Annotated in this window: 9 protein-coding genes; 3 read left to right on the top strand and 6 right to left on the bottom strand. The window is 47.6% G+C overall.

The window, feature by feature from the left end; all coding sequences use genetic code 11:
• The first annotated feature begins 7 nt into the window (after positions 1-7).
• Positions 8-1,843, top strand: coding sequence for a biotin/lipoyl-containing protein (locus DW121_RS08500; protein WP_009122427.1), 1,836 nt, complete (start codon positions 8-10; stop codon positions 1,841-1,843).
• Positions 1,843-3,078: a sodium ion-translocating decarboxylase subunit beta gene (locus DW121_RS08495; protein WP_117711312.1), complete on the top strand. Its 1,236-nt coding sequence runs from the start codon at positions 1,843-1,845 to the stop codon at positions 3,076-3,078. Before DW121_RS08500 ends, DW121_RS08495 begins: the two co-directional genes overlap by 1 nt.
• Before the next feature lie 92 nt (positions 3,079-3,170).
• Here the strand turns inward: DW121_RS08495 and DW121_RS08490 are convergent, their stop codons facing one another.
• From DW121_RS08490 to DW121_RS08465, 6 genes are read right to left on the bottom strand one after another with little or no spacing between them, the layout of a single operon-like run.
• On the bottom strand, positions 3,171-4,445 hold the full coding sequence (locus tag DW121_RS08490; protein WP_118323522.1) for a TolC family protein: 1,275 nt from the start codon (positions 4,443-4,445) through the stop codon (positions 3,171-3,173).
• 39 nt (positions 4,446-4,484) lie between these two features.
• Positions 4,485-7,517 carry an efflux RND transporter permease subunit gene (locus tag DW121_RS08485; RefSeq protein ID WP_118323521.1) on the bottom strand — a complete coding sequence of 1,011 codons (3,033 nt, stop codon included), beginning with the start codon at positions 7,515-7,517 and terminating at the stop codon, positions 4,485-4,487.
• A 43-nt stretch (positions 7,518-7,560) separates the two neighbouring features.
• Positions 7,561-8,613: an efflux RND transporter periplasmic adaptor subunit gene (locus tag DW121_RS08480; RefSeq protein WP_118323520.1), complete on the bottom strand. Its 1,053-nt coding sequence runs from the start codon at positions 8,611-8,613 to the stop codon at positions 7,561-7,563.
• Between the two features lie 9 nt (positions 8,614-8,622).
• A complete protein-coding gene (locus DW121_RS08475) occupies positions 8,623-10,941 on the bottom strand; it encodes a family 65 glycosyl hydrolase domain-containing protein (RefSeq protein ID WP_117711316.1) in 2,319 nt (772 codons plus the stop codon).
• 21 nt (positions 10,942-10,962) lie between these two features.
• On the bottom strand, positions 10,963-12,333 hold the full coding sequence (locus tag DW121_RS08470) for an SLC45 family MFS transporter (RefSeq protein ID WP_117711317.1): 1,371 nt from the start codon (positions 12,331-12,333) through the stop codon (positions 10,963-10,965).
• Positions 12,334-12,388: 55 nt separating this feature from the next.
• A complete protein-coding gene (locus tag DW121_RS08465) occupies positions 12,389-13,396 on the bottom strand; it encodes a LacI family DNA-binding transcriptional regulator (protein WP_118323519.1) in 1,008 nt (335 codons plus the stop codon).
• Between the two features lie 254 nt (positions 13,397-13,650).
• Between DW121_RS08465 and DW121_RS08460 the strand changes: the two genes are divergently transcribed.
• Positions 13,651-14,820, top strand: a complete 1,170-nt coding sequence (locus DW121_RS08460) for an arabinogalactan endo-beta-1,4-galactanase (protein WP_118323518.1) — start codon at positions 13,651-13,653, stop codon at positions 14,818-14,820.
• Positions 14,821-14,827: the final 7 nt, after the last annotated feature.

Raw genomic sequence — 14,827 nt, 5'->3', positions numbered from 1 at the left:
ATTTAGTATGAAAAAAGAAATTAAGTTCAGTTTGGTATTCAGGGATATGTGGCAAAGCGCCGGAAAATATGTTCCCCGTGTAGACCAACTGGTAAAGGTAGCTCCTGCCATTATCGAGATGGGATGTTTTGCCCGTGTAGAAACGAATGGCGGTGGTTTTGAACAGGTAAATCTTTTGTTTGGTGAAAATCCCAATAAAGCTGTGCGCGAGTGGACGAAGCCTTTCCACGAAGCCGGCATCCAGACACATATGTTGGACCGTGCGCTGAATGGTTTGCGCATGAGCCCTGTGCCTGCTGATGTGCGCAAGTTGTTTTATAAAGTAAAGAAAGCGCAGGGTACGGACATTACGCGTACTTTCTGCGGACTGAACGATATACGTAACATCGCTCCTTCCATCACTTATGCACACGAGGCGGGAATGATTTCGCAGTGCTCTCTCTGCATCACCCATTCACCTATCCATACAGTGGAATATTATACGGATATGGCATTGAAGCTTATCAAATTGGGTGCGGACGAAATCTGTATAAAGGATATGGCAGGTATCGGTCGTCCGGTATCTCTGGGTAAGATTGTGGCCAATATCAAAGCCGCCCATCCGGAAATTCCCATTCAATATCACAGCCATGCAGGTCCCGGTTTCAATATGGCGAGCATTCTCGAAGTATGTGAAGCCGGCTGCGACTACATCGATGTAGGTATGGAACCGTTGTCATGGGGTACCGGACATGCTGACCTGCTTAGTGTGCAAGCCATGCTGAAAGACGCCGGTTTCCAAGTGCCTGAGGTCAATATGGAAGCCTATATGAAGGTTCGCGCCCTGATACAAGAATTTATGGATGATTTCCTCGGCCTGTACATCAGCCCGAAGAACCGCCTGATGAACTCGTTGCTGATTGGTCCGGGACTTCCGGGCGGCATGATGGGCAGCTTGATGGCGGACTTGGAATCCAATCTGGAATCTATCAACAAGTATAAGGCTAAACGTAACCTGCCGTTTATGAAGCAAGACGAACTGCTGATTAAGCTCTTCAACGAAGTGGCTTATGTATGGCCGCGTGTAGGTTACCCACCGTTGGTAACGCCGTTCAGCCAATATGTAAAGAACCTCTCCATGATGAACGTGATGGCTATGGAGAAAGGCAAGGAACGTTGGGGCATGATAGCCGACGATATTTGGGATATGCTGTTGGGTAAAGCCGGTAAGCTGCCGGGTGAGCTTGCACCCGAAATCGTGGAAAAGGCGGAACGTGAGGGACGTAAATTCTTCAACGGCAACCCGCAGGACAATTATCCCGATGCGCTTGATAAGTACCGCAAGCTGATGAAAGAAAACAAGTGGGAACTCGGAGAGGATGATGAGGAACTCTTTGAGTATGCCATGCATCCGGCGCAATACGAGGCTTACAAGAGCGGCAAGGCTAAAGAGGATTTCTTGGAAGACGTGGAAAAACGCCGTGCCGAACGTGATAAATCTCCTTTGGATGACGCCAAACCCAAAACGCTTACCGTACAGGTGGACGGACAGGCTTATCGCGTGACGGTGGCCTATGGCGACATAGACCTGCCGGCTTCCGCTACCGAGAAAGTCACTGCCCCCGTAGGTGAAGGACAGGAAGTGGCGGCTCCGCTCGAAGGCAAGTTCTTCCTGACCAAGAATGCGCAGGAAACTCCGCTCAAGGTAGGAGACAAGGTGAAGGAAGGCGACTTGCTTTGCTACATCGAAGCGATGAAGACTTATAATGCTATCCGTGCCGACTTTGGCGGAACAGTTACCGCTATCTGTGTCAACCCGGGTGATTCTGTTTCTGAAGATGATGTATTAATGAAGATTGGATAATGGAAGATATATTTGCAAAACTTTATGATATGACGGCGTTCAGCAATATCATTGCCGATCCGTCGTTCCTTGTAATGTATGCCATTGCCTTCATTTTGCTGTATCTGGGCATCAAGAAGCATTACGAACCGCTGTTGCTGGTTCCCATCGCTTTCGGTGTGCTCATAGCCAACTTCCCCGGCGGAGAGATGGGCGTGATTCAGGCGGATGAAAACGGTATGGTAATGGTGAACGGAGTGCTGAAGAACATTTGGGAGATGCCGTTGCATGAGATTGCGCACGACCTCGGACTGATGAACTTCATCTACTATATGCTGATAAAGACCGGATTCCTGCCGCCTATTATCTTTATGGGTGTGGGTGCGCTGACGGACTTCGGACCTATGCTCCGCAATCTGCGCCTTTCCATATTCGGCGCAGCTGCACAGCTTGGTATCTTTACAGTGCTGCTGTGCGCGGTTATGATAGGTTTTACACCGCAGGAAGCCGGCGCATTGGGCATTATCGGTGGTGCAGACGGTCCTACGGCTATCTTTACTACCATTAAACTTGCTCCGCACTTGCTGGGCCCTATCGCTATTGCGGCCTACTCGTATATGGCGTTGGTTCCGGTTATTATTCCATTGGTCGTGAAACTCTTCTGCAGCAAGAAGGAACTGATGATTAACATGAAAGAGCAGGAGAAGCTGTATCCTTCAAAGACCGAGATAAAGAACCTGCGTGTATTGAAGATTATTTTCCCGATTGCCGTTACTACCATTGTAGCCCTTTTCGTACCGACGGCGGTGCCTTTGATTGGTATGTTGATGTTCGGTAACCTGATTAAGGAAATAGGCTCCGACACCAGCCGCCTGTTCGATGCAGCGGCCAACAGCATTATGAATGCGGCAACCATCTTCCTGGGATTGAGCGTGGGTGCTACCATGACGAGCGAGGCGTTCCTTAACTGGACTACTATCGGTATCGTTATCGGCGGTTTCCTTGCATTTGCCTTGTCTATTACGGGCGGTATCTTCTTTGTGAAACTATTCAATCTGTTCTCCAAGAAGAAGATTAATCCGCTGATTGGTGCAACAGGGTTGAGCGCTGTGCCCATGGCAAGTCGTGTATGTAATGAAATTGCTACTAAGTATGATCCCAAGAATCATGTGCTGAATTACTGTATGTCCAGTAATATTTCCGGTGTTATCGGCTCTGCGGTGGCGGCGGGCGTACTGATTTCGTTCCTCGGATAAGGGATTGATGATATAAAATAATGTGTTAAAACTTTGATTGATTTCTCATTCTGCCAATCAAAGTTTTAACACATTATTTTTTACGCTTGCCTTTATTCACTGATAGCCTTTCTATATTCAGCTACTGCCATTTTCGCGGCAAGGTGTGCGTTGATAAGGTTGGTTTGCGCTTGCGTCCACGAAAGTTGCGCGGAAAGTACATCGACCATGCTTGCCCTGCCTTCATTGTATGAGAACGTAACCAAGTCGAGATTCTCTTCGGCAAGCGCCATATTCTCTTGGGCTGTCTTTACCTGCTGTTCTGTTTCCGTCAGTTTGGTGGTAGCGGCGGACAACTCTTCCAAAATATTATCGGCTACATAGCTTTGCTGTAGTTTCTGAATACCTATATATGCTTTTTGTTGGCGGTTGGCCTTGAAGCGTGCACCCCATCGGAAAATGGGGATGTTGAGATTGAGCCCCGCAATGGGAGTATGAGGTACGTCTTGTCCCATATAGGCGATACCGGTATCCCATCCGGTAGCTAAAAACATACTGAGTTGGGGATTGTACCGGCTGAGGGCGCCCTTGCGTTGCGCTTCGCTCTTGGCAATACTGACACTGGTTCCGGCATAGTCCGCACGGCGTCCTAATACTTCGTCGAGACTCAGTAAATCAACGGGCGGACAGTAGGCACTGATTTCGCAAAGGCTGTCTACTGTGGCGTCCGGTTTTACTCCCATCAGAATATTGAGTTGCTGTAAGGCAAGGGTATAGTTCTGACGGAATTTGATGAACTGCAACTCGGCCTCTTTCTTGCGGGTGGAAATCATTAATAAGTCCGTACGACTGATAGCGCCGTCGTCAAACCTGTCTTGAATGATGCTGTATTGTCGGTTGACAATCTCTACAAAACGAGCGGCAGCTTCGAGTGTCGCCAATGCGGCCGAGGCATTCCAATAAACAGCATCGCTCTGGTAGTGTATTTGGTCAAGGGTCAGTTCTATGGCAAGTTTATCCAGTTCCTCATCGGCTTTGGCTATTCTCTTTTGAGCAATGAGTGAACCGCCTGTATAAAGGGGCTGCCCTAATGTAGCCAATGCCTGGTAGGTATAGGGACGGTATTGTCCCGCAGGACTGTTCCAAGCATCCAGATGACTTAAATTGGCAGTTCCTTCGGCGGTAATGTCTATCTTGGGCAGGAAGCCTGTCTGTACTATTTTGCGGGCTTCGGTGCTTGCGGCGGCTTTCAGACGTTGCTGCTTCAGTAATTGGCTGTATGCTTCTACCTTGTCCCGATAAGCCTCGCGGCTGAGATGCGTTTCCTGTGCCTCGGCACTTATGCCGAGACCGATTACTGATAATATAAGTATAATTTTTCTCATCATTCAAATAGTAAATTGTAAATAGTCAAATCGTAAATTCTTTCATCCTTTTATCCCCTGTATCGCACAGTAGGCCACAGGCAACACAAACAGGGTGAGTATCGAAGCTACCAGCAGACCGCCCATGATAGTGGCTGCCATACCGCCGAACATGGCGTCGAATAATAACGGCAGCATACCCAGAATGGTGGTGCCCGATGCCATGGCTACGGGAACGATTCGGGTGGTCGTTGCGCTGATGACCGCTTCGCGTGGCGCTTTTCCGGCAGCCGTTTCCGCATCAATCTGGTCTACGAGGACAATGGCGTTCTTGATATTCATTCCGATAAGTCCCAGTAAGCCCAAGATGGCGAAAAAGTCGAACGTCTTGCCCAATAGCAGTAGTCCCAATACGATGCCGATAAAGATGAGCGGCAACATCAGCAATATGACAATGGGTTTGCGGTAGGTTTTGAACAGGAACAGCAGGGTGACGAACATCAGGAAAAACGTCAGCGGCATATTGGCTGCCAGTGCGGCATTGGATTCGGTTTGGCTTTCCTGTTCGCCGAAGTACTTCATGGTATATCCTTCGGGGACGTCTATTTCGTTCTGCACCTGTTCCCATACACGGTTAAAGGCGGCAATGGCGTTCACTCCCCGGCGGGGGTCGGCTTGTGCCATCATAACCATTTGGCGGTTGTAGTCCTTTACATTGGAGAACTTATACTGATAGTCGAACTCACTGACCACTTGTTCCAGTGTGGTGGTTTCACGCGTAGTCCCGAATACGGGCAGTGTACGCAGGTCGTTAATGCGGAATGAGTCGGTTGTATTATCTTTCAGCAGGATAGGGAGTACTTGGTCGCCTTGCCGGTATTCTCCCAATGTCATTCCATTGGTGCCGATTTGTATGCTTTGCGCCATGCTTTGGCGGGACACGCCTAACGGTTGCGCACGCTCCTGGCTGTATACGGGTTTCCATATGGGAATCTTGTTGCCCCATGAATTGCGTATATTGATAAGGTCTTTGTCGCGGTGCATCATCTCCAGAACTCGGTTGGTTAGTGCCACTAAAGTATCCGTGTTATTGCCGATAAAGCCTATCTCGATAGCGGCATCTACGGCAGGCGAGAGTTTGAAGAGTGTGGTGCGGGTGATGGCATTGGGGTAATTCTCCTTCATATAGCTGTCCAGATTCTCCTCATATTCCTTGGTATATTTGCTGTCTGTCACTTCTACCAGAAGGTTGGCGAAGTTAGGTTTCGGACCGACGGAAGTGGATGCCAGATAGTAGCGTAGAGGGGTACTGCCGAAGGTGACGGAAACCCGTTTCACTTCCGGCTGTTCCAGCAGATGGGCTTCCACTTTCTTCATTTCCTTCTCTACATCGCGGATACCGTATCCGTCGGGATAGAATACGTCGGCACGGAAATAAGGCTTGTCCAGTGAGGGAAAGAAGTTTTGCGGCATCAGTCCCATGATAACGAGGGAGAGGATGAACAATACGACCATGCTTCCCAACGTCAACGATTTTTTGCGTATCAGCAGGCTGAGGACAGATGCGAACTTATGGTAGAAAGGCTTGTCGTAAGGATCTTTGTTGCAGTTGCCGGTTCGGGCTTTCAGTATGAAGTTACCGAAAGTGGTGGTTTGCGTCAATGCCAGTACCCAGCTTAATCCTAACGAGATAGCCAAGACGATAAATAACGGCTTCACAATCTCGGCAACGGAAGACGGTGCAAGATAAAGCGGCAGGAAGGAGCAGATGGCTATAAACGTTGCTCCAAGCAGTCCCCATTGCGGTTTGGTGGCGCCGTCTATCAGCGCTTTCCGTCTGTTTACACCGCGGGCTATGGCGATTTGCGCGTTGTCGGTCACTACGATGGCGTTGTCCACCAGCATTCCCATGGCGATGATGAAGCCTGCCAGCGAAGTGCGGTTTAATCCGACTCCCAAAAATGACATGATAAGCAGCGTACCGCCGATGGAGAATATCAGTGAAGAACCGATGAGCACGCCGGCACGCATCCCCATTACCAGCATGATGATGACAATTACAATCAGAATGGATTCTATCAGGTTGATAATGAAGCCATTGTTTGCTTCTTTGGCTATGATGTTTTCGGGATAAAGGCTTTCCAATTCCAGCCCCACGGGAATGAGAGGCAGCAGTTCGGCGAGTTTCTTGTCTACCAGTTCGCCGGTTTTTACCACATCCTTCTGCGGGTCGGTGGAGACACCGATGCCAATAGCCCGTTTTCCGTTGACGTGCATGATAGTGCCGGGCGGATCCATGTAGCCCTTCTCGACAATGGCTATGTCACCCAGCTTGACCTGACCGCCGGGAGTGGTGATTAGCTGGTTACGGATGTCGTTGACGGTGGTATAAGTGCCGTTGGCGACAATGCGTAGCTGTTGTTCGCCCGCGTCGATTTCACCCGTATTGATAATCTGGTTCTGCGATTGCAGCAGGCTTGCCAGTTGTTTGGGGTCGATACCCATCCCCGCCAACTTGTTTACGGAGATAAAGATATTGATTACTTCCGTCTGTGTGCCGAACAGGGCTACTTTCATTACTCCTTCGGCAGTGATGACCTGAGTTTTGATACGTTCCGCCCAGTTGCGCATTTCTTCATAAGAGAAACCGTCGTCTCCGACCAGTCCGTAATAAATGCCGAATACATCGCCGAAGTCGTCCGATACCGTTGGCACGGAAGCTCCGGCGGGCAGTTGGGGTTGTATGTTGAGAACCTTACGACGCAGTTCATCCCATTTTTGCGGGATAGATGCTGCGGAGAGCGAAGGCTGCAGCTCGAACGTAATCTTGGAAAGTCCGTACATGGACTCTGACTTTATCTTGTATACTCCGCTCATACTCTGTATTTCGCGGGAGATGGGTTCGGTAATGAGTCGTTCCACTTCAGCGGGTTCGGCTCCGGGATAGCGTGTCATAATGACCGCCGTCTTGATGACAAAGGGGGCGTCTTCTTTCTTTCCCAAACGGCCGAATGAGAATATGCCGCCGATGAGCAACATAGCAAGGAAGAAATAGACAATCTTTGTATTGTCTAATGAATATTTGGCTAAGTTCATATCTAAAAGGTGATAAAGTTATAAAGTGATAGGGGACAGGCTGTTACTCTACCTCTTTTACTCTCTGCCCCTCTACGAGTTGGTATACTCCGGCGATAACAACAGTTTCATCCGGTTTTAGCCCTTTGGAGATGAGAATATTGGCTTCACCGGTCGGTGAATATACGGTTACTTCGCGGCGGCTTACTCTGTTATCTTTCACTATCCATACGTAGGTGTTCTTGTTCTCGCTGTCACCGAATACGGCGCTTAGCGGTACATTCATCAGCTTTTCCTCTATAAAAGGAGCGATGTCCGAGGCGAGACGGATGTTACAGGTAAATCCGGGCTTCACATCATATACGGCACGGTCAAAAGCAGGGTCTTCGATGGTGATGGTAACCGGGATGCCCGTACCGTCTGTTGAAATATCGAGATATTCTTCCAGTTTGGCATTGAATATCGTACCCTTATAAGTATCGAACTCCACCTTGAACGTGGCGTCTTTGGCACGAAGCAGGTACAGGTAATCATCGGGTACGGTGAATTTTATGCGGAGTTTCTGTGTATTTACCAGCCGTACAATCCCTTCTCCCAAATTTACACGCTGATAGTTCTCTACCAGACGTTTTTCGATAGAGCCGTCGAAAGGGGCGAGCAGTTTCGTATCTCGCATATTGTTGGTGGATAACTCGTAGGCGGATTTGGCTTTCTGATAATTGGCTGCACTGATTTCGTACTCCTGCAGGGATATGGCTTGGCGGCTCAGTAGCCGCTTGTTGCGCTCAACCTGTGCGGCAGCGGTTTCGTAGGCAGCCTTGTCGGCGGCATACTGCAGGGAAATATCCCGAGGGTCGATGGCGGCAATCAATTGTCCTTTCCTTACTCTTTGTCCTTCCACTACCGGAAGATTGATGATTTGTCCGCTGACACGAAATGCCAGTTTCACATATTCCACCGCTTCTACCATGCCGGAGAAATCCTTGAGAATTACTGACTGTGAACGTACGGTAGCGGTTTTCACAGGTCGAACGAGGGTGGTTTCTTCCCTCTCTTTTTGCCCGCAGGACGTAATGATGAACGTCACCGCCAAGGCGAACAGATACATTTTCTTCATTTATTCCGATTAAGACAAGTCTTTGAGGTTGACGGTCAAATCCAACCCTTGTCTTAATTCATAAACGTTTTGATATACCTGTATGTTCAGTTGGCTTCCGGCGGTCAGGCTGATTTTTATCTCTTTGCTTATCTGTATATGCAGTGTATTGCCTAAGTAATTCACTTTAAACGAATAACTATTCCATTTCTCCGGTATGACGGGTGCTATCTTAAGTGTGTCATTCTGAATCTGCAATCCTGCAAACCCTCGTACAATGGCCAGCCAGCTACCCGGCATACTGGTGATATGCAGTCCCTCGTCTCCTTCGTTGTTGTAGTCGTCCAAGTCGAGGCGGGTGGCGTGTAAGAATAGCTGATACGCTTTCTCTACTTTTCCGATGCGTGCGGCAAGAATAGAATGGATATGCGGAGAGAGGGAAGACTCATGCACCGTCATTGGTTCGTAGAACTCGAAGTTGCGGCGGATGGTTTCCGTGTCAAAGTTGAAATAATAGAGGTATAGACCAAGGAGAACATCGCTCTGTTTGATGTAGCAGGAACGTAAGATACGATCCCACGACCAGTACTGGTTGATGGGGCGCTCGCCATCGGGAATGGCATCGGTGCTTTGCAGAACCTTATCCATATAGCCGTCGTTTTGGATGAAAATGCCGCGTTCCGGGTCTTCCGGCAGATATATCCGTTCGATAATATCCCGCCAACGTTCACTCTCTTCTGCATAATTCAGTTGGGTGATGCGGCGTATGCGGGCATATTCGTCAGGATATTGTCGTGCGATGATTTCGAGGAAGCTGAGAGTGGTTCTGAGGCAACGCATACAAGAGTAGTTGGTATACCAGTTGTTGTCCACGTTGTTTTCATATTCATTGGGTCCGGTAACTCCCAAGATAACATATTTTTGTTTGGGTTGTGAGAAAGATACCCGCTGGCTCCAGAAGCGGCTGACGGCTATCATTACTTCCAATCCGTAATGAGCGATATAATCCAGTGTACCGGTAAGAGTGGAATGTTGCAGGATGGCATAGACAATCATATTGTTCCGATGAATCTCTTCAAAGGTGATTTCCCATTCGCTATGGCATTCTTCTCCGTTGCCGGTGACTTGCGGAAATAGGGCGGCGCCATTATCGAATCCTAACTTACGTGCATTTTCAATGGCTTTGGGCAGTTGCTTATAGCGGTACATCAGCAGGTTCTCGGCAATCTTTTTCGGGGTAGAAAGCAGGAAGAAAGGCACACAGCACAATTCGGTATTCCAGTAAGTATTTCCGCCATACTTTTCTCCGGTGAAGCCTTTAGGACCGATATTCAGGCGTGGGTCATCTCCCCGGTAGGTCTGGTAGAGTTGGAAGATATTATAGCGTATGCCTTGCTGGGCTTCCGGGTCTCCTTCAATCGTAACATCAGCCTCATCCCATATCTCTTGCCAGGCTTCCCGGTGCTCCTGTACCAAAACATCCCAACCCGTACTTTTGGCTTTACGGGCCTCGGATACGGATTCCTCTATCAAGTCCTGCCGTTCATAGTAAAGAGACGATGCAATGGCTGTGTATTTAATGAGTGTTACGGTATCTCCCGGTTTCACTTCTATGCCTACGCTGAAACCGGTTTGCTTTTCTTTCTCTATCCGTATCGGGTTGGCGAATGTCTCTTTGTTGTTCTTGAAGAACTGATAGGTCATGGCGTAACATATTTGCGCATCTTCCCGTCTGGTTTGTGTCCATAGATAGGCACAATCACTGGTGGCGCCGGAACGAAGTATATTCCATATCTTTTCATCAGAATGGTCGGCTTGGTTCACGATGTCACCGTTAAAGGTCGGTACAAGAGATATTTTACCGGCATAGTTGATAGATGTAGCGCTGTACTTTATAAGGCAGAGATTGGGATGTGCCATATCTGTGATATGCTCCACGTGCAGGCGGAGCTGGTGGCCTCGCGGAGAAGTTACTTCCACATCCCGGTAGGAGATACCCGCCTTCATATCAAGGCGTCTGTTGAAACTGTCTACCTCCCATTGGGCCAAGTCCAGTTCCTCGTCAATAAGGCGCAGGCTGATGCGGCTCCAGTCCGGAGCATTGGGGATACGTGTGTAAAATCGCGGGAATCCGTTCTTCCACCAGCCTACACGGGTTTTATCCAGAAATGTGATACCTGCCACGAATGCGCCCCGATAGCTGTCGCTACTGTATGGTTCTTCAAAATATCCCCGTTGCCCGAAACGGCCGTTTCCAAGGCTGAATATGCTTTCGGACCATCGCATATGGTCGGCTTGAAAACTATCTTCTATAATATTCCATTCGTCAGTTTTAAGGTATTTCTTCATGGCAGTCTTTTTTTGTTGTCTTTATGCTTTTTCTCCCTTGGTTTCTTTTATCAGATATACACAAACAGCTCCGATAATGAGCATCACACCTGCCATTACCAGCATATTGATTTCCGGAGGGAGCATTCCTTCCGGTGTAAACAGCGCCAAGATACTTCCTCCTAATGCTGCGGCCACGATTTGCGGGATACAGATTGTTCCGTTAAACAGTCCGAGATAGGTACCCATATGCCCGCCGGACAGAGCGTTGGTCAGAATGGTGAAGGGTAATGCCAACATGGCAGCCCATGCACAACCTATCAGCAGGAAAGATATGAACAGTACATATTGACTATGTACAAAATAGGTGGATATGAAGCCGATACCACCCAATACAAGGCTTAGTGCATAGATGAAGCGGCGGTCTTTGAATATGGGAATGCAGACTGCCCAAAGCACTGAACCGATGGCTTGTACGGCAAACAATACACCTACCCAGTTGGCGGCTTCCTGATATTGCAGACTCTTGGTGTCAAGAACTATTTTGCTGATGCCGTTTACAGTGTGTTCCACAGTGGGAGCGTCAAAAACATTTGCAGCTATACTGCCGTTGGTGTATGTCCACATAAACATAAAAGCAAACCAACAGAAGAACTGTACCAGTCCTACCGTCCAAAAGGCTTTCGGCGCTTTAACCAGCAACTTCAGCATATTGATTTTCTCATGTTCCTGCTCTTCCGTGATGCCATGATATTCGGCATATTCGGCAGGCGGCATTTCCTTGACTTTGACTGTCGTATAAATAACGCAGAATATCAAAATAGCCGCTCCGATGTAGAACGAATAGATTACAGAATCGGGAATTACTCCTTGCGGTGCCGTATTGCTGATACCTATCCATGCAAATATAAACGGGAACAAATACCCCACCAAGCTGCCGGCATTACATAGGAAACTCTGGATGGAGTAAGCGAGTCCTTTCTGTTTCTCATTCACCATGTCACCCACCATCATCTTGAACGGTTGCATAGCCATATTGATAGAGGTATCCAAAAACATCAGTGATACCAAGCCGAAAATCATGGCCGTACTTACCGCCATACCGAAGCTGCCCGCATTGGGCAGAAGGCACATTACGAGCACTGCAATCAGCGAACCTATGAATAAATAGGGGATACGACGTCCGAATCGTGTCCAAGTCTTGTCGCTGGCAGCCCCAACGATGGGTTGCACTATGATACCTGCCAACGGTGGTAATATCCAGAAATAACTCAAACTGTGCGGGTCAGCTCCTAAAGTGGAGAATATACGGCTTATGTTCGCGCTTTGCAGGGCATACGCAATCTGTACACCAAAAAAACCGAAGCTGATGTTCCACAGTTTCCAGAAACTTAAATCGGGTTTTACTTTCATTGCTTTTTTGTTTTTTATGATATTAGTTTATAGATAAATTCGGTTGATTGTGATTTCATTTTGTTGTTCCTCTGACTACCAGATTGGTTCGTACAATCTTGTTGGTGCTTTTCTCTTCACTTCCTTCCAACTTGTCGGTAAGGATACTGAAGGCGCTCTTGCCGACCTCTTCTCCGTGTTGCTCCACTGTCGTCAATTTCGGGTCGGTGCTTTGGGCGATGGCTCCGTCTGTAAAACCGCAGATGGAAACCTCGTCCGGAACTTTTAATCCGACCAGCTTACAGGCATACAATATACCTGATGCCGTTTCATCATTGATTGCAAAGAAACCGTCGGGACGGTTGTCGCTTTCCAACAAATCAGGTGTTATGGCAATGGCCCGTTCGCGATTGTCACATAGCTTAATCATGCTGTCGTCTACGGGAATCTTGTACTTCTTCATGGCATCCAGATAACCGTTACGCCGGTTCTTGGTGATTTCAAGATGAGGGTCGGCTCCGTAGAAGAAGATACGCTTGCATCCGGTCTGAATCATGTACTCTACGGCGGCAAATGAACCGGCGTAGTCGTCGACAACCACCCGTTCCGTTTTCAGCCCTGTACAGATACGGTCGTAGAAGACAATTGGAATATTGTTATTTAATAATTCCTGATAATGATCGTATTGTTCCGTATTCTTGGCAAGAGAGGCGATAACACCACAGACGCGGGCAGCAAGGAAAGAATGAACTATCTTTACTTCCTGTCCGTATGATTCGTTGCTTTGCGCCACGATTATATTGTAACCGGCTTCGGCTGCCGCAGTCTCAATACCGCTCAATACACATGAAAAGAAATGATGTACCAGCTGCGGCACAATCACACCAATCGTATTGCTGCGACTCGAACGAAGGTTGACGGCAAGCACATTGGGCTTGTAGTTATGTTCGCGTGCGTAAGCATGGATAAGGTCACGAGTCTCCCGGCTGATGTCCGGATTATCCTTGAGCGCTCTCGACACGGTGGAAGGAGAGACATTCAAGGCACGGGCAATGTCCTTGATGGTTATCTGCGGTTTATTCATTAGTATTGTTTCTTTTTCAGCCAAAGGTAACAGAAATAGAAATGCCTGACAAGAAAAACAAGCAGGCTTTAACAATTTTGTATGCAAAAATAATGGATTGATACGATACATTCTTACAGGTTGAATGTTATTGGATTATGAAACAGTGCAAACGATTGCATACGATTTGACAAAGTTAAAGTAAACCTGCAGCTCTTGCTTTGTGTTCTATTTTTTTATATTTGTCAGCGATAAATAATCTAATCAGTTGAATTATGAGAAACATAAGTGCATTTGTGTCTTTAATAGTATTTACTTTTTTTTGCCTTGCCTGTGGCGGAGGAGAAACAAAGTCATCTTCAGGCTCTACTCCGGAGCCTTCACCTTCCGAGGTGTTTGCTAAAGGTGCGGATATCAGTTGGATAACGGAATTGGAAGTTAAAGGGCATAAGTTTTATAATGCGTCCGGAGAGCAGCGTGAATGTACCGCTCTGATGAAAGAACTGGGACTGAATGCCGTGCGTTTGCGTGTATGGGTGAACCCTCAGAAACACGATAATTGGTGCAATAAAGCCGATATGTTGATAAAAGCTCAACGTGCCAAAGAGCTTGGCATGGATGTGATGATAGATTTCCATTATAGCGATTGGTGGGCAGATCCCGGACAACAGCATAAGCCGGCAGCTTGGAAAAACATGAATTTGACAGACTTGAAGAAGGCAGTTGGCGAGCATACTCGTGATGTACTTAGTGCGTTGAAGTTGAAGGGGATTACCCCTAAATGGGTACAAGTAGGTAATGAGATACGTCCGGGTATGTTGTGGGATGAGGATGCCGCTTTGAGCGGTGCTTCCTATAACATTAGGGAGTGTGATGTGAAAGATTCCGGAAGCACTTCTACGGCAATCAAATATTACAAGAATACATCCAATCTGGCAGCATTCATCAATGTCGGTTATGATGCGGTAAAGGAGGTATTTGAAGATGCCATCGTTATAGTTCATTTGGATAACGGTTACGATAATGAATTGTATACTTGGTTTTTTGACGAGTTGAAAAAGAATGGCGGTAAGTGGGATATGATAGGTATGTCACTTTATCCGTATTGGACCCGGATGGAGCATCCTGAATATACAGCCGCCAAAACCATAACGGACTGCATTGCTAATATCAAGAGTGTAAGTAAGAGATATGATTGTGACGTAATGGTAGTGGAAACCGGTATGGAATGTGCCGACGATCAGGGTAACTTGGCAAGTGACTCTGTACTAAAGGAAGGTAAGGAACAATTAAGTCGTATTATAGAAGAGTGCCGCAACAATACTGACGGTCGTTGTAAAGGCGTCTTTTACTGGGAACCGGAATGTAAGCCCGGACAATATCGTCTGGGAGCTTTTACGGACGACGGAAAACCAACAATAATAATGGATGCTTTCAAAGAGTGAGAAATAT

The organism is Bacteroides sp. AM10-21B (genome assembly GCF_003472565.1).
Lineage (GTDB): Bacteria > Bacteroidota > Bacteroidia > Bacteroidales > Bacteroidaceae > Bacteroides > Bacteroides propionicigenes.
The sequence above is the reverse complement of the archived record's forward strand: the minus strand, read 5'-3'. Positions and strand labels throughout refer to the sequence as shown.

Coding starts and splice junctions, on each gene's coding strand:
- DW121_RS08500 (WP_009122427.1), top strand. CDS start 8: ATGAAAAAAGAAATTAAGTTCAGTTTGGTATTCAGGGATATGTGGCAA.
- DW121_RS08490 (WP_118323522.1), bottom strand. CDS start 4,445: ATGATGAGAAAAATTATACTTATATTATCAGTAATCGGTCTCGGCATA.
- DW121_RS08485 (WP_118323521.1), bottom strand. CDS start 7,517: ATGAACTTAGCCAAATATTCATTAGACAATACAAAGATTGTCTATTTC.
- DW121_RS08470 (WP_117711317.1), bottom strand. CDS start 12,333: ATGAAAGTAAAACCCGATTTAAGTTTCTGGAAACTGTGGAACATCAGC.
- DW121_RS08465 (WP_118323519.1), bottom strand. CDS start 13,396: ATGAATAAACCGCAGATAACCATCAAGGACATTGCCCGTGCCTTGAAT.
- DW121_RS08480 (WP_118323520.1), bottom strand. CDS start 8,613: ATGAAGAAAATGTATCTGTTCGCCTTGGCGGTGACGTTCATCATTACG.
- DW121_RS08495 (WP_117711312.1), top strand. CDS start 1,843: ATGGAAGATATATTTGCAAAACTTTATGATATGACGGCGTTCAGCAAT.
- DW121_RS08460 (WP_118323518.1), top strand. CDS start 13,651: ATGAGAAACATAAGTGCATTTGTGTCTTTAATAGTATTTACTTTTTTT.
- DW121_RS08475 (WP_117711316.1), bottom strand. CDS start 10,941: ATGAAGAAATACCTTAAAACTGACGAATGGAATATTATAGAAGATAGT.